The sequence below is a fragment of the Pedobacter ginsenosidimutans genome (assembly GCF_001442625.1).
Taxonomy (GTDB): Bacteria; Bacteroidota; Bacteroidia; order Sphingobacteriales; family Sphingobacteriaceae; genus Pedobacter; species Pedobacter ginsenosidimutans.
Genome location: NZ_LMZQ01000001.1, coordinates 610,340 through 635,866, shown reverse-complemented (window position 1 = coordinate 635,866; position 25,527 = coordinate 610,340). Strand labels below are relative to the sequence as shown.

Here is a 25,527-nt window from a genome sequence, read left to right as displayed (position 1 = left end):
CGCCTATTAAAGTTGTCAACTCGAACCATTAATTGTTGGCTCACTAAACAAGATCCTATTCAGATGGTCTGTGCGCCATATAGTATGAAACTGAAAAAAGATTAAAGCTAAAACAGGATCGTCATTGCGGAATATACTTGCAATGGCGATTTTGTTTATATTGCCCTCCTGATCTTAAAATCTGATCATCTTAAAAATCCTGTTCACCCAGTATGAAATACATAGAGAAACTTCATTACATTACGCACGATATTCCACATTTAAGCCATATCGAACAGGCACAACAGGCCTGCGAGGCTGGTGCAAAATGGATCCAGTACCGTTGCCTGAGCAAAAGTGATGAAGAACTCTTAAAGGATATTAATGCAATAGCCGAAATTTGTGATGATTGGGGTACCACCTTAATTGTTACCAATCATGTTCATTTAAATGGAAAGGCCGATATACAGGGTTTCCACATGGAAGATATGGATGCCGATTTTATAGCGCTGCGCAAATTGGTTGGCCCTGATATTACCCTTGGAGGATCGGCAAATACAGTAGAAAATTTAATCAGACTTGCCCAGGAAGGAGCCGATTATGCTGGCTATGGTCCATTTGCAGAAACTGAAACCAAACCCAATAATTATACGCCTCTAGATACCGAGGGCTATCAACAGGTAATAAAAGAATTGAAGGCTATGTCCGTCAATATTCCGGTATTAGCTGTGGGTGGGATAAAGACCTACGATGTAGAAGCTTTAATGCAAACTGGTATTTATGGTATAGCCGTTTCGGGAGCCATTAATTTTGCAGATGATTTTATTGAAGCCTATCAAGATTTTTACACATTAGTTAAAGAAAGTGCTGTTAATTAACATTTTATAATTTGAAGCCCATAGGATAATTTTTAGTTTTGGATAAAACCCAGCTAAATATGTCTGAAAACGCTCTTCAAACCAATGCACCCTGGAACATTTATAAAAAAATCTCTTTCAGGTTCTTTTTCCTCCTCTTGTCTCTTTTCATCATCTTAAATAACAATGGAGCCTTTACGTTCCTGTCAAGTGTACTGCAGTTGCCAAATCTGGTATTACACGATCTTATTCCTTGGTTCTCTAAAAACATTATCCACTATAATTACGATTTTACAATTTACACCAATGGAAGTGGCGACACCTCTTATGATTGGGTACTGCTACTCTTTATATTTTTAGTATCGGTAATCGGTAGCATTATTTGGTCAGTTTTAGACCGCAAACGTAAAAGCTACAATTCGGCTTATTACTGGCTTGTAGTACTGGTAAGATTTTATTTAGCCTTTACATTGATGCTATACGGTTCTATAAAAGTTATCAAACTCCAGTTTCCTGATCCTTCATTGATGAGGTTGCTTCAACCTTTCGGAAATGCATCGCCAATGGGCCTTGCATGGACCTTCCTTGGCTTTTCTAAAGGTTACAATATCTTTATGGGCATTATTGAAGTTTCTGCCATCATGCTTCTGTTCCGTAGAACGGTTGTTGTGGGCGCCTTTCTATCCTTAGCCGCAACAGCGCATGTAATGTCGATGAATTATTTTTTTGACGTTCCTGTAAAACTACTCTCAACCGCACTTGTGGTGATGTGTGTTTTTATTTTGGCCCCACATTTCTTAAAACTATATCGTTTTTTTATCAGATATGAAAGCCAGCAGCTCGAAAAAATGTATCGTCCAAAGTTTAAAAAGAGATGGCTTTACTTTACGGCTTATGGTGCAAAATATCTATACATTACTGCTTCGCTGGTATTCTTGATATCATCATTAATTGAGCAGAGAAAAACTTATGGTAGTGCGGCACCCAAGCCATTTATGTATGGTATTTATAATGTAGAAAGCATGAAACTTAAAGGTGAAACTTTAGCGCCTTTAACTACTGATAGTACACGATGGAAACAGATGATTATTAATTATTCAGGGTATGTAAGGATAAAGAAGATGAACGATAGTTCCGCTAATTTCACTACTGTTTTTGATCAGAAGAAAAAAGAATTGTTGCTAAAATCAACCGATAAGGACTCCACTAAATATGTTTTAAACTATAATGTTATTGGAAAAGATAGGCTGATTCTTTCAGGCCTAACAGAGAAAGATTCCATATCGGTAAGTTTTAAAAGGAAAGATCTTAAAGATTTTAAGCTCATTAACAGGGGCTTCCATTGGGTGAGTGAATATCCATACAATCGTTAATCATTTTACCCCTAACTGATTCTTCCTCTACCGTACTTAAAGCGAAATTTCTATATTCGCAGTATGTCTTCACACCATATTGTAAAAGAAAAACAAGAGCCAGCTTTATACATCGATGAGCTTGGGAATTTTAACGAAGAGCTATTGGGGCAACTGCTCGAATGGAGCCCTACGCTTTTGGTTAACGGAGAAAATTACGATAAGATTTTTTCTTTAGGCTTAAAGATAGATGTGCTGGTAAACGGGAACGGACAGGAAACACAAGAGGATACAAAAGTTATTCAAGGCCCTGTTGATGCTTTAATGGTGGCTATTAATTATCTGTACGAGGAGAGATACCCTGCTGTAAATGTAATTGCGAAGAAATTTGATCTGGAGAAGTTTGCCGGATTTGAAGATAAAATTAATCTGGTGGTGTTTACTGAAAGAGCGAAGCATTATCCCATAAAAACAGGATTCTCAGTTTGGAAACCTGCAGGAAGTGAATTCCTGATCCATGGCAACCGATATATCGAAGTAACCAACCTGGTGCAGAATGAAGAAGAAATTTTTACCGTAGTTAAAGATGGCTTTGTAGAATTTACCTTTTCCGGACAACCAATTTTTATTAGCGAACCAATATGATTACCCTCAGAAAAGCAAAAGAAGAAGATATAGAAATCATCAGGGATATTGCCTCGGCAACCTGGCCATCAACCTATCTCGATATTATCGGGCAGGAACAGATTGATTACATGTTGGATAAAATGTACAACAAAGGAGAACTCCTAAAGCAATTTATGGAAGGGCATATTTTCCTGATTGCAGAGGAAGGCGAAAATCAGTTCGGTTTTGCAGGATATTCTATTATTGGGCACGAAGAGCGTATTTACAAACTGCACAAGCTTTATGTGCTGCCATCTGCACATGGCAAAGGTGTTGGGAAAATTTTAATTAACGAGGTTTTTAACCAGGTGAAAGATGCAGGTGGAATTGCTTTACAATTGAATGTAAACAAACATAATAACGCCAAGGATTTTTACCTAAAAGGAGGTTTTACCATTAAAGAATCGGTAAAACTTGATATAGGTGAAGGTTACTTTATGGATGATTATGTAATGGAATACAAATTCTAATCTATTCTTTTCAGGTTCAAATAATATTCGCGTTCGCTTTTGTCAAAATGTTCTATGGCGTAGCGCAGCATGGTACGGGGCATTATTGCAGCATGTTTTTCTAAGAAAGCCATTAGCTGAACTTTATTTTTTGTGCCCGCCTGTCTGATCCAACCGCCAACTGCTTTGTGGATCAGGTCTTCGCGATCATTTATAAGGATTTCTGCAATACCAAAAGTGTCGGTCAAATCGCCTTTACGGATAAAATAAGATGTGCTGACCATTGCTGTCCGGCGCTGCCACATATTTTCTGAAACGGCTAATTGGTATAAAATAGCTCTTGGTTTATCAAATAAGTAACTACCCACTACAAAACATGCGGCACGGTCTACCAGGTCCCAATTGTTAATCCGGTCGTGCCGGTTAAGGTAAAGTTCAAAAAGGGCTTTCTTTACATCTTCAGTTGTTTTTTTATCCCTTGCCCGAAAATCCATTATGCTTACCGCGCCTGCCCGGTATTCATGAACCGGACTTTCTAAAAGCTTTTCTATTTCCTGAACAGGCATGCTCACAAAAGCCTTGGCGACTTCGAAAACCTGCCCCATCCGAACGCCAATAAACTGGTCTCCCGCCCCGTAATCATCTTCCTCAGTTTTAAAATAACGGGCAATCTTTTCCAATTCTGCGTTAGATTGGTAGGCGCTTAATTTTTCAATAAAAGCAGCAGCTGTTAAATTTGTGGTTTGTTTGGAGATTTTCTCGACAGACATTTTGTTCAGGTTTCCAGTTTAAATATACACAAAACAGAAAACCCGACCAGCATAATGTTGATCGGGTTTTCACAATTGAAGGGCTGAGTGTTAATTTTTCATACGGCCTTGTTCTGCTTCGGTACCCGTTGCACGGCGGCGGGCAGGTTTAATTTCGTTTTTACCAAAACGATAGGTAAAACTGATTCTACCAATTTGAGTTTCATTTTTTTGATGTACTGAGTAAGTTAAACCCGGATAGGCGCTTGATAAATTGTTTTCAGATATATTAAATACATCTGATAAGGCAAGCTTCAAGCTTGCTTTTTTGTTGAACAGGGCTTTGCTCAAACCAGCATCGACATAATAACGGGCTTTTAAACTTAAGGTTCCATAATCAAGCGGTGATTCGTAGCTACCGTTTATCTCTGCTGTAAAACCATCCATAATGGTAAAGGTTTGTTGCGATTTAAATTGGAAAGAGGTTTTTCCGGTTTTTAAAGCGCTCCCGGCCAAATCTGGTGATTTGAAACTGAGGTAAAAAACATTTAAGTTATTGTTGGTCTGCCACCATTTCGTAATCTGAACAGGCACATTTAAATTGGCGTTGTAGCTGATGTTTGTGGCAATATTTGCATTGGTTTGATATAACGATTGATTTGCTGCATCGGGCAAAATTACCTCTGCAATTACATCGTTAACCCTGCTATAGCCAATTGAGAGCATATACTTTTGCAATAGCGTATAACTAAGCTCAAAATTGTGTGTATACTGTGGATTTAAAAAGGGATTTCCTTTGCTATAGGTAAATTCGTCTAAATAATAAATAAAAGGATTTAAGGCATCATAACTTGGTCGGTCTATCCTCCTGCTATAAGAAAAACCTAACTGATTGTTTTTTGAAAGCGTTTGTTGAATAAATAACGTTGGAAAAAAATCCCAGTAATTTCGTTCTACAACGGTGTTTGTGGTAATCAGATTTCCTTTCGAATTGGTTTGCTCAACTCTTAAGCCAATCTGTACGTTGGTATTTTTAAACTGTTTGTTTACATTGGTATAAGCCGCATTTACATTTTCATCATACACAAACTGATTGCTTCGTTTTACATCATTCTGCCAAGCATTGTTTACCAACATTTCCGCCTGCAAATCATTATCGGTTTTAACCCAGCTGCTTTTAACCCCAGCTTCGAGTTTAACCGTTTTGTTAAGTGATACATTATAGTCGACTTTAAATGCTTTGATATCAATAATCGATGGGGTGTTGTTCCGGGTATATCTAATAGGACGGATTCTATCTCCATTTTGGAAGCGGTAATCATTTTCATAATTGGAACCATCGTTTCCTTTGTACTTGGAGTAATCTACATCTGCCGAGATTTCTGAACCCGCGGTATCCAGGACAGATTTATAATTTAAGTTATAAGAAACATTATTGTATTTGTTTGCCTGAAATGAATTGGTGATCAGGCTCGAATCTACCTGGTTAAAAGAGGGGCCAATTAAAGTATTGTTTCCTGCGGTTTCATTTCCATGGTTAAAGTAACCATTTACCAAAACACCAATTGTATTCTTTTTATCAATAAAATAATCTATACCTGCTTTAAAATTATTGTTCTGCTGCTTTCTGTGACTGGTGCCAACCTGCATGAAATAAGTATCTGGGGTTCCGTTAGAAATACGGTCGATGGCGATGAGGTTGTCGCGCTCATTTCTTCCATAATTGTAGTTGCCGAAAAGATTCAGTTTTTGTGTTCTATGATTTAAGTTTAAACCAGTATTTCCCCTAAAGTTTTTGCCATAACCAGCCGTTGCACTTAAGCTGCCATTGGTTCCGCCATTTTTGTTTTTCTTCGTTTTGATGTTGATGATGCCCGAGTTGCCGGAGGCATCATATTTTGAAGATGGATTGGTAATCAGTTCAATGCTCTCAATCTCTGAACTCTGCATATTACGCAGTAGGTTGGCCACATCAGCACTGCTCATATAAGTCTGTTTGCCATCCAGTTGAATCAGCACACCCTGTTTACCCATCATCGAAATCTTATCATTCTGATCTACCGTTACGCCTGGTGCTTTTTGCAGAACTTCTAATGCGGTAGAACCTGTCATAATCGAACTATTGGAAACGTTCATCACGATCTTATCCATTTTTCTTTCGATTAATGGTTTAGTTACCGCTACATTCACTTCTTTTAAGTTTTGAGTGCTTGAGGTGAGCTGTGCCGTTCCGAAATCTACCTTTTGATTATCTTCTGTTAAAACGATGGTTTTACTTTTAAGCGTTTTATATCCCATGTTACTGGCTTTATAATAGTAGCTACCCTTTCCCGAAACATTAAAATTAAATGTTCCATTTGGATCGGTAAATGCCGTTTTAACCACGCTCGAATCGGATGCTTTAAAGAGCACAACCGTAACGTAATCTGCTGGTTTTTTGGTTTCATCTAAAATTACGCCACTGATGTTCGGTTTAGAGTTTGTTTGCGCAAATCCCGCTGTAACGGTAAAAAGGAAAGTAACGATAAGTGATATTCTGTATAATGTTTTCATTTTTAGGTGTTTATTCTTAAAAAAAAATGGGCAATAAGATTTCCATAGCGTATATGCACACTTGCCATTTAATTGCCTGCTTATTTTAAAGTTTAGTCCGGAAACGAAAGGTTTCCGCTTGTTTAGTTATAGGTAAGACGACCGTTTTTTAAAAAGGTTACAGGGATTTTAAAAAAGTCCGGCGTCGGAGGTCCGATGACAGAAGTTTAGGCGTTTAATTCCCTCTTCAGCCCTAACCTTGAGGATTATTTACCGTATAAATATAAATGACAATTTTTCTTTTATAGCGGAGGGAAAGATTTTTTTAAGGAGCTTAGGCAATTAACCCAGTCCCACAAATAAACTAATGACTAATGAACCAGTGAACCAACAACGTAAAAAAGCCACAGATAAACAAGCTTACGCCTGCATATCCATGGCCTTAAATTCCTGGGTAAAAGAAATCTTTTATTTTACCCCAAGCACGTCAACACCTTGTTCGAAAACAACATCAACCGGAATATTCTTTTTGGTCAACCGATCCAGATCTGTTTGAAGTTCTGTATGGATAACCGCTTTTTCTTTTTGTGCTTTTTCTACCGCAGCTTTATCGCCGTTACCCTGAAGGGTAAGAATGAATGCGCTTAAATCGTTCATGGCAGTTGCAAATTTTTCGAAGTTTACCTTGTAAGTACCTTTAGCGGTGCGCTCAAAAGCACCTTTCTCCTGAAAATAATTAAAGCATTGCATATTGGCTTTTCCATGCGCCTCAGAAACGCCGAAGCGAACAGAACGTAAAATACCAGCCATAAATGTGGTGTAATAATCTTTTATATCACCTTTCAACTCACCCTTTTTAAGTAAGCCCGTTACCATATACAAGCCTAAAATATCGGCTTTGCCTTCTTCTAACCAGCTATACTGTTCTTTTAATGCCGCACGTACAAAGCCTTTTCCGGTAATGGTTTTTTTAATCCCTAAACCATGAGCTACTTCGTGAAACATTACGTTTGCAAAAAAAGCATCAAACTTAATGTATTGTTGCTGATCGGCTTCAATTAATTCTTTTGAAATCGGTACCAGGATCTTATCAAATTTCGCCTGCATAGCATTTTTCAGCTGCGAACGGCGTGTTCCTTTTTCCTGTTGGATTTTTTCATCGTTCGGGAGATTAACAGCAATGGTTTTCGATCCGGCATTACAGTCTCCAGCATAATAAACCACATCATATGCATTTAGTTCAGAGTCGGTTCCAGGTGTTTCGGTTTTGTATTTCGCCGCAACAGGTAAGTTTTTCTGCAATTCAGGAAGCATTTTTACATACTTCGCCAAACGCTTGCTCCACTCTTTATCTTTGATTAAAACATAAGCTTCGTAACTGGTACGGGCATTAAACAGTTTATCCTCATAATTTTCAATCGGACCGATAATAATATCCAAACCATTGGTTTTCATATCTAACCAGGCATAATCACTTGCAGTAAAATTATCCGTTACCAAAGCATCTGCCCTTAAGTTTAAATATTTTTTTAAACCGGCATCTTCGGCAATTAAAGCGGCCTGTTTTAATAACGAGCTTGCTTTTTGTAATTCTGAAGCAAATAATACATGATAAGGTACAGTTGATAATTTGCCAGTACTGTCTTTTTGAATAACCGAATATGCACCAAACTTATCAGCAAGGTCCGATTTCTCTATGGCTTCTTTGGTAATTCCGTAGGGATAAAAAGATGCGCCCTCTGGTTTGGCACCAACACCTTCAACAAAAGGTTTATCATTATTTAATCTATCCCAGGGGCCATAATTGATATTAACAAAATCGCGTGTTTTTTCATCTTTAATAGTTGCGAGCAGGCTATCTCTTTGTGGGTAGGCTTGTTTCCAGTATAATTGATCCATAATTTCTGCTGCCTGAATTAACAAAGGCAAAATTTTACGGTCGTTAACACTTAACTCGTTAATATTGGTGGTTAATTTTACCCTTTCGTAAATAGGCAGGCGTTGAGAAACATAATTGATCAGACTATCTTTTTGTACTACCACAGCCTTTTCATCTTTAGATTTATTATTGCCGGTACAAGACGATAAAGCGCCTACAGAAATAGCTACTGCTGATAAAAATAGGGCTGATTTGTATAAATTCTTCATATTAAAGTATATGGCCGCTAAATTAGTAAATTTTGAAAGCTTTGTATAAAGTTTGATGTATTGGGTGAAGTTTAAGATAACTTTGTAACTTCAACTTGCTAACAATTCATACTATGTTATTTTCCAGGTCATCAAAATCATTATCTATTTCCGCTTTTTCTCTTGTACTTATTTTATCTGCCTGCGGAAGCAGCAAATACGCCGCAACAGAAAAAATCTATAAGGAAAAAGCAAAGGATTTTTCGAAAATAATCAATACCACGCCACCAATTGGTCAACTTTACGATTCATTAGGAGCAACAAATCAGGAGTGGGTTGGTTCTGTAAATTTTGGGATACGGAAACCAAATTTTGTGGTGATCCACCATACCGCGCAAGATAGTTTGGCACAAACCATAAAGACATTTTTTTCAACTAAGGCAGGTACAAGTGCCCATTATGTGATCAGCCGTGATGGTAAAGTAGTGCACATGGTGAATGATTATTTACGCGCAAACCATGCTGGTGTGAGTAAATGGGGAAAAGATACCGACCTGAATTCTTCATCTATTGGCATTGAACTGGATAATAATGGCTTAACTGACCCATGGCCTGATGCACAGATCAATAGCCTGCTAAAGCTGTTGGCTACTTTAAAGAAAACCTATGGCATCCCAACGGCGAATTTTATCGGTCATGCCGATATAGCACCTAAACGGAAAAATGATCCAAAAAACTTCCCCTGGAAAAAACTGGCGGATAAAGGTTTTGGCTATTGGTATGATGATGTGCTGAAAAACCCACCGGTAGATTTCAATACCGAAATGGCCTTAAAATATATTGGTTACGATACCAGTAATCTCCCTGCAGCAATCACCGCTTTTAAAATCCATTTTATCCAGAGCGACATTACACCTACTTTAACACCGGTAGATGTTTTGGTGCTGTATAATGTGTATACGAAGTATTAAAGATGTAAAGTGTAAGAGGGATGATGGTTAAAGAGTCCGAAAGTCAGAGGTCCGAAGTTTATGGTGCAAAAGACAAATGCTAATATTTGCTAGCCCATATTCTCTTCTCCAGGCATTGGAATACAAATTCTAGCAAAAAAACACGGATGAATCTGTGTTCATCCGTGTTTATCTGTGGTTTAAAAAGCTAATTAATTCGGCTTCTTAAACGTATCCTTTAATGTAACGGTACGGTTAAAAACCAATTTATCTGCAGTAGAATCTCTATCTAAACAGAAATAACCTTTACGGATAAACTGATAACGGCTTTCTAAATCTGCGTCTGCCAATGCCGGTTCGATGTAAGCGTTAGGTAAAACCGTTAAGCTTTCAGGGTTTAGGTAATCTTTAAAATCTCCTTCTTCAGCATCTGGTGTTTCAGAAGTAAACAAACGGTCATACAAACGGATTTCGGCAGTTTTGGCATGTGCAGCACTCACCCAATGGATTGTTCCTTTTACATTAATGCCGCTGGTATCATTTCCACTTTTCGATTCTGGGATGTAAGTACAATGAATTTCGGTAACGTTTCCGTTTTCATCTTTTACAAAATCTTCACATTTAACAATGTAGGCAAATTTTAAGCGTACCATTGCACCTGGAGCCAAACGGAACCATTTTTTTGCCGGTACTTCCATAAAATCTTCACGTTCTATCCAAAGTTCGTTGCTGAAAGGGATTACACGCGTGCCCCCACCATCTTCAGCCTCCGGATTGTTCTCGCCGATTAAATCTTCTGTTCCTTTTTCGTAATTTGTAATCACCAGTTTAATCGGATCTAAAACCGCCATTACACGGTTTGCCGTTTTATTTAAATCTTCGCGGATACAAAATTCCAATAAACTTAGCTCAATTAAATTTTCGCGTTTGGCAATACCAATACGTTCGCAAAACTCGCGTACACTCTTTGGTGTAAAACCTCTCCTACGTAAACCACTAATTGTAGGCATGCGCGGATCGTCCCATCCATTTACCAAGTTTTCGTTAACCAGTTGCAATAACTTACGTTTACTCATCACCGTGCTGGTAAGGTTTAAACGGGCAAATTCATATTGTTTCGAAGGAAAAATCTCTAATTTTTCGATAAACCAATCATACAATTCACGGTGTGAAACATATTCTAATGTACAGATAGAATGCGTGATGTTTTCGATACTATCACTTTGTCCGTGAGCAAAATCGTACATCGGGTAAATGCACCATTTGTTGCCTGTACGGTGATGTTCAGCATGTTTAATACGATAGATAATCGGATCGCGCATTAACATATTCGGACTGGCCATGTCGATTTTTGCTCTCAAAATATAAGCGCCATCGGCAAATTCGCCATTTTTCATTTTAGTGAAAATGTCTAAATTTTCTTCAATACTGCGGTTGCGGTATGGGCTATCCTGTCCTGGTTCTGTTGGCGTGCCTTTTAAAGCTGCAATTTCATCTGCAGAACTCTCGTCAACATAAGCCAAACCTTTTTCGATCAGTTTAACGGCAAAACCATACAGCTCATCAAAATAATCTGAGGCATATAGTTCATTTTTCCAGTTAAAACCTAACCATCTGATATCTTCTTGCTGACTGTTTACATATTCTGTTTTTTCTGTTACCGGATTGGTATCGTCAAAACGCAGGTTGGTATAGCCGCCGTATTTTTGTGTTAGTCCGAAATTTAAGCATATTGCTTTCGCGTGGCCGATGTGTAAATAACCATTAGGTTCTGGCGGGAAACGCGTAACCAAAGTTTCATACTTACCACTATTTAAGTCGTTCTCAACAATTTCTTCAATAAAGTTCAATGACTTCTCTTCACTCATAAAAACCTGTAAATTAGGAATGCAAATGTAAAAAGATTAGTCTAATTCTGCTTGTTTTAGTTAATGATTAATTTGAGAATCAAAATCAATACATTTACGTGAACTTAATATTCATTATGAGCAAAGTATTAAATCGGCCTATTCGCGTTTTAGTAGCTAAAGTTGGATTAGATGGCCATGACAGAGGGGCCAAAGTAATCGCAACTTCCTTACGGGATGCAGGCATGGAAGTAATTTATACCGGCCTGCGCCAAACGCCAGAAATGGTGGTGAACACAGCGCTTCAGGAAGATGTTGATGCCATTGGGATTTCTATCCTATCGGGCGCGCACATGACAGTTTTTCCAAAGATTATTCATTTTATGAAAGAAAAACAGTTAGATGATGTGTTATTAACCGGTGGCGGGATTATTCCGGAAGCAGATCGGTTAAAACTTGCAGATATGGGTGTTGGAGAGCTATTTCCTCCAGGTACAACAATGGCAAGTATTGTAGAATATATTCAGAATTGGGTTACAGAAAACAGAAATTTTTAAGCTATGGCATACCAGAATTTAATTTCAGAGATAAAAGAAAACATTTTATACATTACCATTAACCGTGAAAAAGCACTAAATGCTTTAAATAAAGATACTTTGGCTGAACTGGCAGATGTTATTGCTTTCGCAGGTAAAAACGATGAAGTAAGAGGCGTTATTTTAACCGGAGCAGGTGAAAAGGCCTTTGTTGCGGGAGCTGACATTAAAGAGTTTTCTGATTATAATGGTAAACAGGGAGAAGATTTAGCAAAACGTGGTCATGAGCTGGTTTTTAATGCCATTGAAAATTCTTCAAAGCCATTTATTGCAGCAATTAATGGCTTTGCTTTGGGCGGAGGACTAGAGCTGGCTATGGCCTGCCATATACGCATCGCATCAGATCATGCAAAATTAGGTTTACCTGAAGTTACTTTAGGTTTAATTCCCGGTTATGGCGGTACCCAGCGCCTTACACAATTGGTTGGAAAAGGTAGAGCAATAGAAATGATTACGACCGCAAATATGATTACCGCTTCGGATGCAGAAAAAATAGGTCTTGTAAATTATGTTGTTCCACAGCCCGATCTAATTAGTAAGGCTGAAGAGATGCTTAATGTTATTAAAAAACGCGCACCGCTGGCTGTTTCGGCTGCAATAAAATCTGTAATTGCAGCTGTAAATAACAACAATGGCTACGCTACCGAAATTGAAGAATTTGGCAAATGTTTCGAAACGGCCGATTTTAAAGAAGGCGTAAATGCATTCGTTGAAAAGAGAAAAGCAAATTTTTCTGGAAAATAGCATTTGTGTGTAGTATTAATTTGATGCATGGCGTAACGAAAGTGTTGCAAAAATTTTTCAATGCAATTTTTTTTGAGTAATTATGTTAAGTAATTATTAACCCTAATGTGCTTACTACAACGTAAGGGTTTTTATAATAATAACGCTACTCATGAAAAAGAAGATACTCATTGTTGACGATGAAATTAGCATCGGTTTATTGCTCTGCAAATTTTTAACTAAAAATGGATTTGAAGTTTCGAATGTAACAACTGGTAGAACGGTTTTACAAATTCTTGAAAAAGAGAAATTCGATTTGGTATTATGCGATTATCGTTTGGATGATACAGATGGGAAGGAGATTTTAATCCACATTAAGGAAAACTATCCGGCCACCAGTGTGATTATTATTACAGGTTATTCGGATATTAAGCTTGCCGTGGAATTGATAAAACTAGGGGCTTACGATTATATTGTGAAACCGCTCTACCCGGATGAAATTTTAAATACCATAAATAAAGCCCTTGAAACGCAAGAGGTTTTAAAATCGCCTAAAAATTTTGAACGCGCTGATAGTAATGTTATTTCCGATTTTCTAAATGGCCCGGAGTATATAAATGGGGAGAGCAATGCTTCAGCGCTTTTACTGAAACAAATCCAACTCATAGCACAAACAGGATACACGGTCATTTTAACTGGGGAAAGTGGGACAGGAAAAGAATGTGTTGCTAAAACCATTCACCTGAATAGTTCGCGTGGCAAAGAACCTTTCATCGCCATGGATTGTGGCTCTTTAACAAAAGATTTAGCCGCCAGTGAATTTTTTGGACACGAGAAAGGGGCATTTACTGGAGCAGCCTTCACTAAAATTGGTCACTTTGAGCAAGCTAATGGCGGTACATTATTTCTTGATGAGATCGGTAATTTATCATATGAGATCCAGGCAACTTTACTCAGGGCAGTTCAAGAGCGGAAAATAAAGCGGATTGGAAGTACAAAGGAGATTGATCTGGATGTGCGGCTTATTGTAGCCACAAATGAAAATTTAGTAGAGGGGATTCAAAAGGGTATATTCAGGGAAGATTTATATCACCGCTTTAATGAATTTTCTATACACGTTCCATCATTGAAACACCGGGATAATGATATCCTTATTTTTGCTGAGCATTTTCTAGCCACGGTAAACAAAGAATTGAATAAAAAGATCGAAGGCTTTTCTGATGAAGTGATGAAATGTTTATTAGCATACAATTGGCCAGGTAATGTACGCGAGCTGAAGAATGTTATCAGGCGGATTGCCTTATTAACCGATGGTGATTGGGTAGAAACTCATGTTTTACCATTGGAGCTTCGAATGACTGATTATCCTAAGGCGCAGCACGAAAAAAAAGCGCTTCTTTTGCCGCTAAAATTAAATAATGATAAATCGCTTAATTTGCGGAATGCTGCTAAGGAAGCCGAATATACTGCTATTTTAGAAGTGCTAAAAGCGGTTAATTTCAACAAAACCAAGGCGGCAAAAATCTTAAATATCGACAGAAAAACACTTTACAATAAAATCAAATTTATTGAGGTTGATGATGGAGTATAAATTTTAAATCTAGAAAAACAAAATCAGCCATTTTAGCATTTAAAGAATACCCTTATTATCTAAATATGTCAGTATTCTCTTATAAGCAACGCAATAACATTAACCTGGTCATTATTATTGCGCTTGGGGTGTTAATTGCGTATTCCTTGCAAAGTATTTTTAGTGCTATTTTAAGTACTTTAGTGCTTTACACGATAATGCGACCGGCCTATATCCATTTGGCAGAAAATAAGGGATGGAATAAAAGAGTAACGGCTATTTTCCTTATCACCATCAGTATCATACTCATTGTAATGCCTTTTTATGCATTAAGTAGTATGGTTATCAGTAAAATTTCGGAATTGAAAAACAATGAAGTGTTTTTCAGGAACCTGTTGGTTAAATTACAGCATCTTATTCCAGTTAAAATCAATCAGGATCTTATTCAGGAAGGATTGAACCGCTTGGGGAATTGGGCCACTCAGCTTTTCCCATCCTTAATATCGAGTGCAGTAAATATTATATTAAGTTTATTGGTGATGTACTTTTTACTCTACTTTATGTTAATAGAGCGAAGGAAATTCGAATTTTCGTTGATTAAATATGCACCTTTCAGAGAACAGAATGCACTTCGTTTTGGTGATGAAATGCGAAATACAACTTATGCGAATGTATTGGGACAAGGGCTGATCTGCCTCGTTCAAGGTTCGCTTTTGAGTCTTTCTTTTTATGTTTTGGGCTATAAAGACCCTGTATTTTGGGGTGTTATTACAACATTTATCTCTTTTGTGCCCGTTTTGGGGCCACCGGTTGTATTTGTTCCAGCTGCGATTTTGCAGATTGCAAACGGGAATAATTTTGCTGGCTGGGCCATGCTTATTTTTGGTTTTGTAGTCATCATCAATATCGATAATGTGCTCAGGTTTATCATTGCAAAAAAAGTTGGCAATATTCACCCCATAATTACAGTAATTGGCGTAATTATTGGTATCCCTTTATTTGGAATATTGGGCCTTGTTTTTGGCCCGCTACTGTTATCTTATTTTATATTGCTCGTTAAGATTTACGAAACCAGTACGCTTGCATCAGAAAGATTGGAAAGAATTAAAACAAATAACGAGCATACGGAGTTATAAATATAGCTTAACAATAAATAATGTAGTAGTTTTATATTGTACATAATTGTTAAACCCTTAAAATACATTAATTATGAATGATAACTCAAAAGTTGTAGTTGCGCTTTTAGCAGGATTAGCTGCTGGTGCGGCTCTAGGAATTTTGTTCGCACCGGATAAAGGTGATGAAACCCGCGATAAATTAAGCCAATCTCTAAAAGATTTGGGCGATTCTATCAAAGATAAAGCTGCTGATGAAATTAACCACCTTGCAAGCTTAAAGGATAAAGTTGTAAGCTCGATCAAAACGAAATTAAGAAGCGTAGAAGAAGAATACAGTGACGACGTGGAGCACGCGTAATAAATAAAATATTGCATAGCCGGGCAACTGCCCGGTTAAATATCAATCTGAATTATGCAGGAAAATAAAGATAAAAGCATTGAAGATCTTGTAGACGATGCCAAGGGTTTTTTAGAGGCCAGGGTTGAGTATACGAGACTTTACCTGGTAGAAAAAGTCTCTAAAGTTTTTGCCGATTTAGTAACCAGTACGGTAGTTATTGTTTGTTTTATATTGGCCTTTTTATTTGGCTCGGTAACTTTGGCGCTTTATCTGTCTGATCTTTTAGGTAGCTATGCCGGAGGCTTTGGCTGCGTTTCCTTATTCTATATTATATTGGCACTAGGTGTTTATTTAACTAAAGATAAGTATATCGAAAAGGCAATTATTAATGTAGCCATTAGAAGATACTTTGATAAACTTGCAGATAAGGAGGAAGATGAGAAGGTATAAAGACATCCGTAACCTAGAAGACCTCCAGGCTAGAAAATTAGAACTTAAGGTTGAATACACCCTTAAGCAGAATATGCTTAAATCTGATTCAAAGACTTACTTTCACCAATTTACCTTAGGTGCATTGATAAAAAGATACGCTACACCAAGTAACCTGTTTAAAGCCGACGAAAAATTAAATATTAGTGGAACCGCTATGTCTTTGCTTTTGCCTATGTTTATGAATAAAACCATATTTAGAGGTGCTGGTTTTTTAACCAAAGCGGCTGTAGGTCTGGTTTCGGGAAAAATTGGTAAATCGCTTGATGCGGAACATTTATCTGCAATTTTTAATTCTGTGAAGAGTTGGTTGGGGAAAAAGAAAGAGAAAAAAGAAAAGAAATTTATAGACTACGGCATTCCGCCTGATAGTGAAACATATTAGTTCAATAGCTCATTAGCCATTTGTTCATTCGTGAGCAAAGCACGAAATGATATCATTAAAAAGCCTCAGAATTCTAAATCCTGAGGCTTTCTTGATTAAAAACTTAGCCGTTGTAAACCTTGTTATGACTATGCTATTTCTGCTCCCAGCCCAATTAAACAATGACCAGTGAACTCATGAACCTATAAATCCGTTTTAATCTTCAATTCTTTCAATTGCTTCTCGTCAATAGTGCTTGGACTATCGATCATTACATCTCTGCCTGAGTTGTTTTTAGGGAAAGCAATCACATCGCGTATGGAATCTAAACCTGCGAAAATTGAGGTTAAACGATCGAAACCAAAGGCAATACCGCCATGTGGAGGCGCACCAAACTCAAAGGCATCCATTAAGAAACCAAATTGTTTTTGTGCTTCTTCTGCACTAAAACCTAAATGTTTAAACATTAAAGCCTGTAAAGACCTGTCGTGGATACGGATCGATCCGCCACCAACTTCAGTTCCGTTGATCACCATATCGTAAGCATTGGCACGTACGTTTTTAGGATCTGTATCCAATAAGGCAATATCTTCAGGTTTTGGTGAAGTGAAGGGGTGGTGCATGGCATGGTAACGTTCTGTTTCCTCATCCCACTCTAAAAGTGGGAAATCCAATACCCATAGGGCAGAGAATGTGTTTTTATCGCGTAAACCTAAGCGGTTACCCATTTCTAAACGAAGCTCATTTAATTGCTTGCGGACTTTATCTGTTGAACCGGCTAAAATCAATAACAAATCGCCTTTTTCTGTACCGAAAGCTTCGCTCCACTGTTTAAGATCTTCTTCGTTAAAAAATTTATCTACAGATGATTTAATGGTTCCATCATCATTGTGGCGGGCATAAATCAAACCTGTAGCACCAATCTGTGGGCGTTTGATAAAATCGGTTAATTCATCTAACTGCTTACGTGTATAACTTGCTGCACCTTTTGCATTGATACCCACTACCAATTCTGCGTTATCAAAAACCGGGAAGCCCTTACCTTTTACCAAATGGTTAAGCTCCACAAATTGCATCGCAAAACGGGTATCAGGTTTGTCAGAACCGTATAAACGCATCGCATCTGCATATTGCATACGCGGTACTTCCGGTAAGTCGTAATTGCGTACTTCTTTAAATAAAGTACGGATCAGACCTTCAAAAGTGTTTAATATATCTTCTTGTTCGATGAAAGACATTTCACAATCAATCTGGGTAAACTCAGGCTGACGGTCGGCTCTTAAATCTTCATCTCTAAAACATTTTACAATCTGAAAATAACGGTCGAAACCCGAAACCATTAGCAGTTGTTTGAAGGTTTGCGGCGATTGAGGCAAAGCATAAAACTCCCCTTCATTCATACGGCTAGGCACCACGAAATCTCTTGCACCCTCTGGTGTAGATTTAATCAACACAGGCGTTTCTACTTCGATAAAATCTAAAGCATCTAAATAACGGCGAACCGATTGTGCCATTTTATGACGCAAAACCAGGTTATTGCGAACCGGGTTACGGCGTAAATCTAAATAACGGTATTTCATACGCAACTCGTCACCACCATCAGTTTCGTCATCGATCATGAATGGCGGTAATTTTGCAGCATTTAAAATCTCTAATGCAGAAATTTTAATCTCCACGTCACCAGTTGGCATTTTTGGGTTTTTGTTGCTTCTTTCTACAACGGTACCAATTGCTTTAATTACAAATTCGCGACCTAATGAACGTGCTGCTTCGCAAAGTTCACGATTATCGTCCATGTTAAAAACCAACTGAGTAATGCCATAACGATCGCGGATGTCTATAAAAGTCATACCGCCTAAATCTCTTGATTTTTGTACCCAACCACATAGCGTAACACTTTCGCCTAAGTTATTCAGGTTTAATGCACCACAAGTTACTGTTCTTAACATATATTGTAATCTAAATTGAGCGGCAAAAATACCGATTTTGTTTTAAAGTTGCTGCTATAACCAAAGGTTTTTGAAGCAGGTTTTTTAGCAGGCAAAAAAAATGCAATTTGAAAACTCTTTGTATAAGTTTAGCAAAAGGGAGATATCCTTTAGATGCCGTCACCCTGAATTTATTTCAGGGTCTTTATTGCAAGAAAGATGCTGAAATAAATTCAGCATGACGACCGCATTAGCCTAACAGTACAAAAAAAACATTATTTTCGACTATTAATGAATTCAGATTAATCTATAGAGATGAATTGGAAAATATTAAAAAACGAAGCTGACTATAATAAGGCATCAATAAGATTGATGGAGATTTTTCATGCAGCACCCAACACACCTGAAAGAGATGAATTGGAATTATTACTTGTTTTGGTAAAAGATTTTGATGAAAAAAATTACCAACTACCAGAATTGGATGCTTTAGCCGTTATTAAGTATAAAATGAAGGAAATGGGCGTAAAAGCCAAAGATTTAGACCCAATTATAGGAAGTAAAGGACATGTGTCAGCAGTATTATCAGGAAAGAGGGATATCACTTTAAAAATGGCACAAAAGCTTAAAAACTATTTTAGCATCCCATCTGATGTATTTCTACATTCAGCATAATTGATATTCTTTACCATATTTAAATTAGGCTTTTGATTTTAATCTGCTTAAAGTTTCTTGTGAGATATTTAAGTAAGAGGCAACCATTTTGTTCGGCATGCGCATGACCACGCCTGGATTTTGGGCAAGCAGCTGCCTGTAACGTTCTGTGGCATCGAGCGTGATAAACGACATTAAGCGATTGGTATTGGTTACGTAGGCGTACTCCAGGTAATGGTGGTAAAGTTTCTCCCATTGAGGGATGATTTTAAGCAGATGGTAAAAATCGTTTTGCGAAATGTAATACAGGTTGGTATCTTCTATGGCCTGCACAAACTCCTTTGAAGTTTCGTTAGTAATAAAACTGACCAATGCCGTGGCAAACTGGTTTTCGAAAGCAAAATGCCTTGTAGCTTCAGTACCGCCTTCTGTCAGAAAAAAAATTCGCAAGCAGCCTTTGTCAACAAAATAAATGCGTTGACTCGTTTCGCCAGGACTGATCATGATTTCGTTTTTCTTTACCTTCATCATCTTGAAATAAGACAATACCTGCTCCAGATCCTCATCGCTGATGGTAATTTTTTCTCTGATATAACTGGAAAGCTGTTCGTGCATTTAATTTAGTCTTAACCAAATGTAACAATGTTTAGGCTTTAGAAGTGATCTTTTCTGCAAGTTTCCGTGCATTTGGAATAATGATAAAGGCCGCAAAATAAGCTACAGGTAACATAATACTCCATGCTTTTAAAAATTTGATAAACCAATCTTCGCCAAAACCATAGTTACGCATTAAACCCACAAACGCCATAATTAATGTCATAGGAATAACCACGAAAAGTGTGTTGATGTATTTGAAATGTTCTTTTTTCATTTTTTGATCTGTTTAATTTATAATTTATAATGTTGCAAAGGTGCAGCCATTAAAAATCTTAAACTTTGATGTAGGTCAAAAAAGGAGGAGGCTAATTATTTAGGAGACGGTATTTTTTGCATCAACATTCTTCTTTTAAAAATTATGAGAATAGCCGTAAGGATTACAGAAATAATAAAGTAAACTTTCATATTTCTGATACGCTCACAAAGATTATCTCCTGAAATTATTGAAATACAGTCACTAGCCTTGTCTGTTTCATATTTCAGGCTTACCATTGTATTAAGTATTCCATAAGGGAATAAGAAGATGCCGATTATTGCCATCATTAAAATTATGTAATACGCTGTTCTTTTTAAAATCATGTTATTTGAAATTGATGCTTATCATCTAAGCAGCTTTCGGCGTAATCAATAATCTCTTTTTCTGTCAAATTCTTTAATTCATCATTTATGGTTTTATAATTTAAACTTGGCGAGATATCAATTACGAAATAGTCATTACTAAATTTTTCAATTTCAGCCCCTAAAGCTTCAAGCATTGTAATGATTTCATTAGTAGAACTTGCGTCTTTGTCCATTAATACCACCTGAATAGTAGAGTGGCCCGAAAAAGCAACAGTTTCGCGATAGGTTAACATACCTTCATCTTCATCATATTCTGCAAATACGAGGTCGTTGTAGGCAAAGGGTGCATAAAAAGGAATGTTTTCAATCTTATAATGACCTTTTTCCTGATCTACAGTTTCGCACCACATGGTTTCTATTGTCCATTCCTCCAAGGCATCACTATGAAAAGCAAAGAGGACTTTTACCAGTTTATCTTCAGTCATTAGTATTTCTCTTCCAGCACGATTTCTACAGCGATTACTTTCCACTCACCTTTAATGTTTTTCCAGTGGTAGATTTCTTCTGTCTGGATGGTTTGTTTTTTAGAGAAAATAAGCAGATTAGGTTTTAAAATGACTGATTTCCGGGCTATTTTTTCAGTAAAAACTTCGTTTTCAAAAGAGGATTTAATGCGATAATAGCTGGTGTGGATTTCCTTAATATGGCCAAAATACTTTTTTAAATCGAGTGTATAATCGCGTTTATTAAGCGCGATACCTTCTGCAGGGGTATAAGTTATGCTGTCATCAAACATCGCAGTATAGGCCGTTATATCCTTACTTTCTAAAGCCTGATCTGCTTTTTTGTGTAATTCGTTTATTGCTGAAATGATTAAATCGGTTTCCATGGCATGAAGTAAAATATATTGGCAATAGCCAGCTATAAGCAGCTATTCAGAATTTAAAATAAAGAATTTTCTTTTTAATATAAGATATCTTTTGCGAAAGAAATAAACATTTATCATTTAGAGATTGGGACATTAATTGAAGCGTAAAACTAAAATAGCCCAAATTTATTTATCAATTTTTCATTATTATAAGTTTATTAAGATTATAATACAGGAATTATTTAAAAATTAGTCACCTATTTTTCCTTTGTTTGGCCCTTACTCAATTTCCTAAAAGACATATAATAAGTCATCTAACTACTTATTATAAGACAAATAATAATGACCTTTTTTTATATATTAGCAGGTATTATACTACAAGTAAATTAACTGCTCATAAAATGATCTTAAACAAAAAGCCTAGATTAGGTATGGCAAAATCATGCCATTACTATTCTCAATTTTTTTCATCCTTAACAGTTGTAAAAAAAGATGCTTCAATTTCGAACCTATCGCATGCTGAAAAAGCAATGAACTGGTATCTGAACCAACAAAAAAATATTAAATCTATTTTTATTTCATCTGCAGGAGATTCAGTGAAATTAAAATTTAATCCAAAGTGGGAAAAGGCATTAATTGAAGATATTGATGGTAAATCTCTTCTTGTAGCAATAGTTCAGACTAATCTTCGAAGAGCATCAGACAAACACACAGAATTTGCCGTTATTATAGTAAATGATGAAAACAACTACGACTATAAAATAGCTTCCGTAAAGAAAATGAATGAAAATACAAATTAACGGTTAAGGGTCTATATCTATCTGCTTTCACTGAAATTAATATTTATAACAGATATTTTCAGGGAGATAAAACAATAATTTATAATCAAAACGGAAGAACATCAATTGATTTAAATCAATCTTCTAAAAATTTACATTCAATTAGTGGGAAATCAGGTGAAAAACTGGCGTTGAGCTCAAATGATATAATCAAACTGTCATCGCAAGCACAGTGCATTGATTGGTACTTAGTAACAACAGTTTACATCGATGGTATAGCAGTTAGTTCATATGAACAGTTTGTGTACCGAACATGTACAGCCGGAGATCAACCTGTAAATCCTGAGGATGGGGGGTAGAAGAAAATACAGAAAATATTTTTGAGGATATTGATATTAATTGGGGAGATGAAGATGATACTAAAATTTCCCAGTCTGTAGGTGAAAGTGAGGCTGACATTAGGAATGTTTATGTTAGTTGGTACGCCTATCGTTCCGGATCGTTAAAATTTAAAAGTTTTGAAAAAATTAAAATCAGAAAAGCCATCATTGGAGATGACTATATCACAGGTCTGGATCATTTAAGTATGGCAGCAGAAGGAAGCGTACCTGGCCAATCCGCGGAGCCAGTTTTAAATTATGCAGAAGATAAAAGTGATGAGAAGACCGCAAGAATAAAATTGTCTTTTAAAGATAAACGTACTTATATGAGAAACGGGGTAATGGAGAGCGTGTACTCAAAAGACAAGGTTGCACCGCAAGCCTGGCATTTATCAGAATTAGTATATTAACAATGAAAATAATTAATATACTAATTCTGGTCACTTTATTGTACTTTGTTTTTGCCTTTAAAAGGGGGGATAAAGCCAAAGATAAATTGAGGTCGATTACGCTTATATCTCATTTTAAGGACACTTATTCCAATGATTCAGTAGGTTTAGAAACTGATAGCTTTAAAGTTATTTATTTTAAAGATTATACGATATATGAAAATCCTTCAATTGAATATGAATTTATTAAGCGTGGAAAGGTAAACGACACTTTAATAAGTGAATTAGTCCCTAAAGATACTTCATCTAACTTTTACATTATACAAAATGGATCAAAACAAGGGCTAAAGTTTGAATCTAAAAATCTTAAAGAATGCACTACATTTTCGCTTGATTCTTTTTTGGTAGAAAGAGCGATTGATCCCGGCAACCTTAATCTTTTCGATCTCGAATTAAATAGGCCTATTGCCACAAAAAAAAACAGGAATCAGATTACTGAAACCTTTACGCCACCTAAGCTGGATGCAGAGTATTCAGATACGATTTATCGTTATTTCGATAAGAATTTAAAATGGGTAAAATTCTCATACTCGAAAAGATTAGATGCAGAAAAGAATAGTAAGCTTATTAGAACTCATTTTGTTACATTGTATTCTGATGATCCATCTAAGCCTGCTGTTAAAATCAGAAATGACATAATTTACGAAATTAAAGAAACACATCTTAATTATTCTGATAAATTAATGCAGCTAATTGAACAATTCGAGAAAAAAAAAGAAAAAAAGGAAATATAAGGCTAGCTATGTGATAGCCCTTAATAACTACAGTGGTATTCTTTATCAAGATAATAAATAATATAATTGGTAGCTCGGGGCTTTTACTTTTTCAGATTAAATACATTATTTGATACGTCTAAAGAATTTATTTTTAGTTATTCAATAATTAGGTTATCCCATCAGCAACCCATTTGGCGGATGAAATATTTGAATTTCCTGCACTGAACTTTGTCAAATAAACCTGATTGTCGGGAAGAGCTTCCGATCCTTCATCGGAACTCGTACCAAAAAGCAGGGCTGAAATTGCCAAGAGCATGGAACCAGTCATTTCCTAATATTGTAAATTATTGTTAGGTTTTGGAAATGAAAGGGTAGCATTTCATAGTTGCTGTAGCAGCGGTTTGCTTCAGGGCACCAAACTTTGTTAAATAAACCCGATTGTGGGGAAGAGCTTCCGATCCTTTACCGATAAATCGGCACTAAATTAGCATCGGAACTCGTACCAGAAAGCGGGACTGAAATTGCCAAGAGCACAGAACCACTCGTTTCCTATTCAATATAAAAACATTTTTTAACGGAATGAAGAAGTCATTTTATGCTTCGCTCCTGAACATAGCAGCATATTTGATTCCTAATCTTAACACTGTATTAACATATTTCTAAACTTTTTTCTACCTTGATGCAACGTTTTAAAATCCCTTATGTCTTATAATCAGAATATTCGAAATTTTGGAAGCCGTATACATCGATAAGAACCTAGAACTCGTAAAAAAATGCATGCAGGGCAGCCGCGCAGCACAGTTTGAATTGTACAAGCTGTATGCAAAGGCCATGTATAATGTGGCGCTGCGCATTTTAAATTACGAAGAAGAGGCAGAAGATGTTTTACAGGAAGCATTTTTGGATGCTTTTACCAGAATTGTAGATTTTAGGCAGGAAACCACTTTCGGGCTTTGGTTAAAGCAGATCGTGATTAATAAATCCATCAATTATTTACGTAAGCGTAAGATGGAGTTTGTAAGTACCGATGAGCTATCGGAAGTGCCTGATGAGGATAGTTTTGACGACAGTGAAGTACGGTTGCAAGCTGATGAAATTAGAACAGCCATTACCGAATTGCCAGATGGTTATAGAGTAGTGTTGAGTTTATACCTTTTAGAAGGTTACGACCATGAAGAAATTGCACACATTTTAAAAATAAGTGAAAATACAAGCCGCACACAGTACATGAGGGCGAAAAAGAAGTTAAAAAGTATTTTAGAACAGAAAGGGATGAGAGATGAATAATAGATTAGAAACCTTTGTAAAGGAAAACCGTAAAGCTTTCGATGTAATGGAGCCATCGGCAGGACTTTGGGCAAAGATTGAACAGGAATTAGACAACAAAAAGAAAAAAAAACCGGCAAAGCTGTATTTATGGATGAGTGCAGCAGCAGCTATCGTGGTGGTTTTCGGTTTAGCCTGGTTATACGTAGGAAAATTACAAAACAAAGATTTAGAAATAGCCGACGTTAGCGCTTCATATGCTAAAAAAGAAGTCCACTTCGCAGGTTTAATTACCGAAAAAAGAGATAGTTTGGCCATTTTCGCTTCTGCGAATCCAGAATTGTATAAAAAATTTACTGCTGATCTTAAAAAGCTTGATGAAGATTACGAAAGATTAAAAGCAGAGCTGCCAACCTCGCCCAACCAAACTTTTGTGGTAAAGGCCATGGTTAAAAACCGAGAAATACAGCTGCAGTTATTAAAACAACAATTATTAATTATTAACCAGGTTGACGACTATAAAAGGGTTAACCAGATTTAAACCAAGTTGAAACAGTAGCCAGA

27 protein-coding genes are annotated in these 25,527 nt (G+C 36.7%); 18 read left to right on the top strand and 9 right to left on the bottom strand.

The window, feature by feature from the left end; translation table 11 throughout:
• Positions 1 to 212: 212 nt before the first annotated feature.
• The 4 genes from ASU31_RS02595 (at position 213) to ASU31_RS02580 (ending at position 3,324) form a co-directional block, all read left to right on the top strand.
• Entirely contained in the window at positions 213 to 857 is a 645-nt protein-coding gene (locus ASU31_RS02595; protein WP_057930813.1) for a thiamine phosphate synthase, read from the top strand.
• A gap of 59 nt (positions 858 to 916) precedes the next feature.
• Positions 917 to 2,209, top strand: coding sequence for a hypothetical protein (locus ASU31_RS02590; RefSeq protein ID WP_057930812.1), 1,293 nt, complete (start codon positions 917 to 919; stop codon positions 2,207 to 2,209).
• A gap of 63 nt (positions 2,210 to 2,272) precedes the next feature.
• Positions 2,273 to 2,833 carry a hypothetical protein gene (locus ASU31_RS02585; protein WP_057930811.1) on the top strand — a complete coding sequence of 187 codons (561 nt, stop codon included), beginning with the start codon at positions 2,273 to 2,275 and terminating at the stop codon, positions 2,831 to 2,833.
• Positions 2,830 to 3,324, top strand: a complete 495-nt coding sequence (locus ASU31_RS02580; RefSeq protein WP_057930810.1) for a GNAT family N-acetyltransferase — start codon at positions 2,830 to 2,832, stop codon at positions 3,322 to 3,324. The genes ASU31_RS02585 and ASU31_RS02580 overlap by 4 nt, the downstream gene beginning before the upstream one ends.
• On the opposite strand, the gene ASU31_RS02575 is transcribed toward ASU31_RS02580, so the two are convergent.
• The 3 genes from ASU31_RS02575 to ASU31_RS02565 form a co-directional block, all read right to left on the bottom strand.
• Entirely contained in the window at positions 3,321 to 4,073 is a 753-nt protein-coding gene (locus ASU31_RS02575) for a DNA alkylation repair protein (RefSeq protein ID WP_057930809.1), read from the bottom strand. The two genes, ASU31_RS02580 and ASU31_RS02575, sit on opposite strands and share 4 nt — an antisense overlap.
• Before the next feature lie 90 nt (positions 4,074 to 4,163).
• Complete coding sequence (locus ASU31_RS02570) at positions 4,164 to 6,605, bottom strand: outer membrane beta-barrel protein (protein ID WP_057930808.1); 2,442 nt, start codon at positions 6,603 to 6,605, stop codon at positions 4,164 to 4,166.
• Between the two features lie 447 nt (positions 6,606 to 7,052).
• Positions 7,053 to 8,732 carry a dipeptidyl-peptidase 3 family protein gene (locus ASU31_RS02565; protein WP_057930807.1) on the bottom strand — a complete coding sequence of 560 codons (1,680 nt, stop codon included), beginning with the start codon at positions 8,730 to 8,732 and terminating at the stop codon, positions 7,053 to 7,055.
• Between the two features lie 113 nt (positions 8,733 to 8,845).
• Between ASU31_RS02565 and ASU31_RS02560 the strand changes: the two genes are divergently transcribed.
• Positions 8,846 to 9,682 carry an N-acetylmuramoyl-L-alanine amidase gene (locus tag ASU31_RS02560; protein WP_057930806.1) on the top strand — a complete coding sequence of 279 codons (837 nt, stop codon included), beginning with the start codon at positions 8,846 to 8,848 and terminating at the stop codon, positions 9,680 to 9,682.
• 191 nt (positions 9,683 to 9,873) lie between these two features.
• Here ASU31_RS02560 and ASU31_RS02555 read toward each other — a convergent pair whose 3' ends face one another.
• Positions 9,874 to 11,529, bottom strand: coding sequence for a glutamine--tRNA ligase/YqeY domain fusion protein (locus ASU31_RS02555; RefSeq protein ID WP_057930805.1), 1,656 nt, complete (start codon positions 11,527 to 11,529; stop codon positions 9,874 to 9,876).
• Between the two features lie 116 nt (positions 11,530 to 11,645).
• Between ASU31_RS02555 and ASU31_RS02550 the strand changes: the two genes are divergently transcribed.
• The 7 genes from ASU31_RS02550 to ASU31_RS02520 all read left to right on the top strand — a co-directional run bounded on the left by ASU31_RS02550 (position 11,646) and on the right by ASU31_RS02520 (position 16,729).
• Positions 11,646 to 12,065 (top strand): cobalamin B12-binding domain-containing protein, encoded by a 420-nt coding sequence (locus ASU31_RS02550; RefSeq protein ID WP_057930804.1) that lies wholly within the window; start codon positions 11,646 to 11,648, stop codon positions 12,063 to 12,065.
• A 3-nt stretch (positions 12,066 to 12,068) separates the two neighbouring features.
• Complete coding sequence (locus tag ASU31_RS02545) at positions 12,069 to 12,848, top strand: enoyl-CoA hydratase/isomerase family protein (protein WP_057930803.1); 780 nt, start codon at positions 12,069 to 12,071, stop codon at positions 12,846 to 12,848.
• A gap of 151 nt (positions 12,849 to 12,999) precedes the next feature.
• On the top strand, positions 13,000 to 14,418 hold the full coding sequence (locus tag ASU31_RS02540; RefSeq protein ID WP_057930802.1) for a sigma-54-dependent transcriptional regulator: 1,419 nt from the start codon (positions 13,000 to 13,002) through the stop codon (positions 14,416 to 14,418).
• A 65-nt stretch (positions 14,419 to 14,483) separates the two neighbouring features.
• Complete coding sequence (locus ASU31_RS02535; RefSeq protein ID WP_057930801.1) at positions 14,484 to 15,533, top strand: AI-2E family transporter; 1,050 nt, start codon at positions 14,484 to 14,486, stop codon at positions 15,531 to 15,533.
• Positions 15,534 to 15,606: 73 nt separating this feature from the next.
• Positions 15,607 to 15,873 (top strand): YtxH domain-containing protein, encoded by a 267-nt coding sequence (locus ASU31_RS02530; RefSeq protein WP_057930800.1) that lies wholly within the window; start codon positions 15,607 to 15,609, stop codon positions 15,871 to 15,873.
• 54 nt (positions 15,874 to 15,927) lie between these two features.
• Positions 15,928 to 16,305 (top strand): phage holin family protein, encoded by a 378-nt coding sequence (locus ASU31_RS02525; RefSeq protein ID WP_057930799.1) that lies wholly within the window; start codon positions 15,928 to 15,930, stop codon positions 16,303 to 16,305.
• Positions 16,292 to 16,729 carry a hypothetical protein gene (locus ASU31_RS02520; protein WP_057930798.1) on the top strand — a complete coding sequence of 146 codons (438 nt, stop codon included), beginning with the start codon at positions 16,292 to 16,294 and terminating at the stop codon, positions 16,727 to 16,729. Before ASU31_RS02525 ends, ASU31_RS02520 begins: the two co-directional genes overlap by 14 nt.
• Before the next feature lie 182 nt (positions 16,730 to 16,911).
• On the opposite strand, the gene aspS is transcribed toward ASU31_RS02520, so the two are convergent.
• The gene (gene aspS, locus ASU31_RS02515) at positions 16,912 to 18,657 is read right to left on the bottom strand and encodes an aspartate--tRNA ligase (RefSeq protein ID WP_057930797.1); all 1,746 of its coding nucleotides are present in this window, start codon (positions 18,655 to 18,657) and stop codon (positions 16,912 to 16,914) included.
• 294 nt (positions 18,658 to 18,951) lie between these two features.
• On the opposite strand from aspS, the gene ASU31_RS02510 reads away from it, so the two are divergent.
• Positions 18,952 to 19,308: a helix-turn-helix domain-containing protein gene (locus tag ASU31_RS02510; protein WP_057930796.1), complete on the top strand. Its 357-nt coding sequence runs from the start codon at positions 18,952 to 18,954 to the stop codon at positions 19,306 to 19,308.
• 24 nt (positions 19,309 to 19,332) lie between these two features.
• On the opposite strand, the gene ASU31_RS02505 is transcribed toward ASU31_RS02510, so the two are convergent.
• From ASU31_RS02505 to ASU31_RS02485, 4 genes are all read right to left on the bottom strand, one after another.
• Positions 19,333 to 19,902: a Crp/Fnr family transcriptional regulator gene (locus ASU31_RS02505; RefSeq protein WP_057930795.1), complete on the bottom strand. Its 570-nt coding sequence runs from the start codon at positions 19,900 to 19,902 to the stop codon at positions 19,333 to 19,335.
• 31 nt (positions 19,903 to 19,933) lie between these two features.
• Positions 19,934 to 20,158 (bottom strand): DUF2798 domain-containing protein, encoded by a 225-nt coding sequence (locus ASU31_RS02500; protein WP_057930794.1) that lies wholly within the window; start codon positions 20,156 to 20,158, stop codon positions 19,934 to 19,936.
• A gap of 361 nt (positions 20,159 to 20,519) precedes the next feature.
• Positions 20,520 to 20,990: a DUF4265 domain-containing protein gene (locus ASU31_RS02490; protein ID WP_057930792.1), complete on the bottom strand. Its 471-nt coding sequence runs from the start codon at positions 20,988 to 20,990 to the stop codon at positions 20,520 to 20,522.
• On the bottom strand, positions 20,990 to 21,394 hold the full coding sequence (locus tag ASU31_RS02485) for a hypothetical protein (RefSeq protein ID WP_057930791.1): 405 nt from the start codon (positions 21,392 to 21,394) through the stop codon (positions 20,990 to 20,992). The genes ASU31_RS02490 and ASU31_RS02485 overlap by 1 nt, the downstream gene beginning before the upstream one ends.
• A 380-nt stretch (positions 21,395 to 21,774) precedes the next feature.
• Between ASU31_RS02485 and ASU31_RS02480 the strand changes: the two genes are divergently transcribed.
• The 5 genes from ASU31_RS02480 (at position 21,775) to ASU31_RS02460 (ending at position 25,504) form a co-directional block, all read left to right on the top strand.
• Entirely contained in the window at positions 21,775 to 22,173 is a 399-nt protein-coding gene (locus ASU31_RS02480) for a hypothetical protein (RefSeq protein WP_157257906.1), read from the top strand.
• A gap of 565 nt (positions 22,174 to 22,738) precedes the next feature.
• Positions 22,739 to 22,942: a hypothetical protein gene (locus tag ASU31_RS02475; RefSeq protein WP_057930789.1), complete on the top strand. Its 204-nt coding sequence runs from the start codon at positions 22,739 to 22,741 to the stop codon at positions 22,940 to 22,942.
• A gap of 2 nt (positions 22,943 to 22,944) precedes the next feature.
• Positions 22,945 to 23,715 (top strand): hypothetical protein, encoded by a 771-nt coding sequence (locus tag ASU31_RS02470; RefSeq protein WP_057930788.1) that lies wholly within the window; start codon positions 22,945 to 22,947, stop codon positions 23,713 to 23,715.
• 759 nt (positions 23,716 to 24,474) lie between these two features.
• On the top strand, positions 24,475 to 24,984 hold the full coding sequence (locus tag ASU31_RS02465) for an RNA polymerase sigma factor (RefSeq protein ID WP_051691810.1): 510 nt from the start codon (positions 24,475 to 24,477) through the stop codon (positions 24,982 to 24,984).
• The gene (locus tag ASU31_RS02460) at positions 24,977 to 25,504 is read left to right on the top strand and encodes a hypothetical protein (protein ID WP_057930787.1); all 528 of its coding nucleotides are present in this window, start codon (positions 24,977 to 24,979) and stop codon (positions 25,502 to 25,504) included. The genes ASU31_RS02465 and ASU31_RS02460 overlap by 8 nt, the downstream gene beginning before the upstream one ends.
• The last annotated feature ends 23 nt before the right edge of the window (positions 25,505 to 25,527 follow it).

Bases quoted from the DNA above. Each gene is read 5' to 3' on its own strand.
- ASU31_RS02595 (WP_057930813.1), top strand. From the start codon at position 213: ATGAAATACATAGAGAAACTTCATTACATTACGCACGATATTCCACAT.
- ASU31_RS02590 (WP_057930812.1), top strand. From the start codon at position 917: ATGTCTGAAAACGCTCTTCAAACCAATGCACCCTGGAACATTTATAAA.
- ASU31_RS02585 (WP_057930811.1), top strand. From the start codon at position 2,273: ATGTCTTCACACCATATTGTAAAAGAAAAACAAGAGCCAGCTTTATAC.
- ASU31_RS02580 (WP_057930810.1), top strand. From the start codon at position 2,830: ATGATTACCCTCAGAAAAGCAAAAGAAGAAGATATAGAAATCATCAGG.
- ASU31_RS02575 (WP_057930809.1), bottom strand. From the start codon at position 4,073: ATGTCTGTCGAGAAAATCTCCAAACAAACCACAAATTTAACAGCTGCT.
- ASU31_RS02570 (WP_057930808.1), bottom strand. From the start codon at position 6,605: ATGAAAACATTATACAGAATATCACTTATCGTTACTTTCCTTTTTACC.
- ASU31_RS02565 (WP_057930807.1), bottom strand. From the start codon at position 8,732: ATGAAGAATTTATACAAATCAGCCCTATTTTTATCAGCAGTAGCTATT.
- ASU31_RS02560 (WP_057930806.1), top strand. From the start codon at position 8,846: ATGTTATTTTCCAGGTCATCAAAATCATTATCTATTTCCGCTTTTTCT.
- ASU31_RS02555 (WP_057930805.1), bottom strand. From the start codon at position 11,529: ATGAGTGAAGAGAAGTCATTGAACTTTATTGAAGAAATTGTTGAGAAC.
- ASU31_RS02550 (WP_057930804.1), top strand. From the start codon at position 11,646: ATGAGCAAAGTATTAAATCGGCCTATTCGCGTTTTAGTAGCTAAAGTT.
- ASU31_RS02545 (WP_057930803.1), top strand. From the start codon at position 12,069: ATGGCATACCAGAATTTAATTTCAGAGATAAAAGAAAACATTTTATAC.
- ASU31_RS02540 (WP_057930802.1), top strand. From the start codon at position 13,000: ATGAAAAAGAAGATACTCATTGTTGACGATGAAATTAGCATCGGTTTA.
- ASU31_RS02535 (WP_057930801.1), top strand. From the start codon at position 14,484: ATGTCAGTATTCTCTTATAAGCAACGCAATAACATTAACCTGGTCATT.
- ASU31_RS02530 (WP_057930800.1), top strand. From the start codon at position 15,607: ATGAATGATAACTCAAAAGTTGTAGTTGCGCTTTTAGCAGGATTAGCT.
- ASU31_RS02525 (WP_057930799.1), top strand. From the start codon at position 15,928: ATGCAGGAAAATAAAGATAAAAGCATTGAAGATCTTGTAGACGATGCC.
- ASU31_RS02520 (WP_057930798.1), top strand. From the start codon at position 16,292: ATGAGAAGGTATAAAGACATCCGTAACCTAGAAGACCTCCAGGCTAGA.
- aspS (WP_057930797.1), bottom strand. From the start codon at position 18,657: ATGTTAAGAACAGTAACTTGTGGTGCATTAAACCTGAATAACTTAGGC.
- ASU31_RS02510 (WP_057930796.1), top strand. From the start codon at position 18,952: ATGAATTGGAAAATATTAAAAAACGAAGCTGACTATAATAAGGCATCA.
- ASU31_RS02505 (WP_057930795.1), bottom strand. From the start codon at position 19,902: ATGCACGAACAGCTTTCCAGTTATATCAGAGAAAAAATTACCATCAGC.
- ASU31_RS02500 (WP_057930794.1), bottom strand. From the start codon at position 20,158: ATGAAAAAAGAACATTTCAAATACATCAACACACTTTTCGTGGTTATT.
- ASU31_RS02490 (WP_057930792.1), bottom strand. From the start codon at position 20,990: ATGACTGAAGATAAACTGGTAAAAGTCCTCTTTGCTTTTCATAGTGAT.
- ASU31_RS02485 (WP_057930791.1), bottom strand. From the start codon at position 21,394: ATGGAAACCGATTTAATCATTTCAGCAATAAACGAATTACACAAAAAA.
- ASU31_RS02480 (WP_157257906.1), top strand. From the start codon at position 21,775: ATGATCTTAAACAAAAAGCCTAGATTAGGTATGGCAAAATCATGCCAT.
- ASU31_RS02475 (WP_057930789.1), top strand. From the start codon at position 22,739: ATGGCAGCAGAAGGAAGCGTACCTGGCCAATCCGCGGAGCCAGTTTTA.
- ASU31_RS02470 (WP_057930788.1), top strand. From the start codon at position 22,945: ATGAAAATAATTAATATACTAATTCTGGTCACTTTATTGTACTTTGTT.
- ASU31_RS02465 (WP_051691810.1), top strand. From the start codon at position 24,475: ATGCAGGGCAGCCGCGCAGCACAGTTTGAATTGTACAAGCTGTATGCA.
- ASU31_RS02460 (WP_057930787.1), top strand. From the start codon at position 24,977: ATGAATAATAGATTAGAAACCTTTGTAAAGGAAAACCGTAAAGCTTTC.